This window comes from Acidimangrovimonas sediminis, assembly GCF_002871005.1.
Classification (GTDB): Bacteria; Pseudomonadota; Alphaproteobacteria; order Rhodobacterales; family Rhodobacteraceae; genus Acidimangrovimonas; species Acidimangrovimonas sediminis.
In genome coordinates this window covers 1-310 of sequence record NZ_PHSN01000109.1, presented here as the reverse complement: position 1 = coordinate 310, position 310 = coordinate 1, and the positions used below count along the sequence as shown (strand labels likewise).

The window sequence follows — 310 nt, the reverse complement described above, 5'->3', positions numbered from 1 at the left end:
GTGACATGCGCGCCCGAGGTGCGGCCCGGCTCTTCGGCGGCGAACAGCGGGTCGATGCGGACGGTGCCGGTGAACCAGTCCTCGGGGCCCTTGTTCGAGGGGGCGGTGCCGGGGCGGATGATCTTCATGGTGTGTCTCCTTCGGTGCGGTGCGGCCTCGTTCAACCGCGCAGTTTGTCAAGAACGGCGGGGCAGCGCCGGGCCTCCGGGCGGGTGGTGCGGGTCGGAAGCCTGAGACCGAGGCGCCGTTCCACCCCCTTGATCGTGTGGCTCAGGGCCGATTGCGAGACGTTCAGCCGCTGCCGGTGATC

The 310-nt window shown here is 70.0% G+C and carries 1 protein-coding gene; it reads right to left on the bottom strand.

All coding sequences use genetic code 11. The features are described from left to right. Nucleotides 1-160 precede the first annotated feature (160 nt). The gene (locus CVV76_RS25560) at nucleotides 161-295 is read right to left on the bottom strand and encodes a helix-turn-helix domain-containing protein (RefSeq protein ID WP_269844504.1); all 135 of its coding nucleotides are present in this window, start codon (nucleotides 293-295) and stop codon (nucleotides 161-163) included. Nucleotides 296-310: the final 15 nt, after the last annotated feature.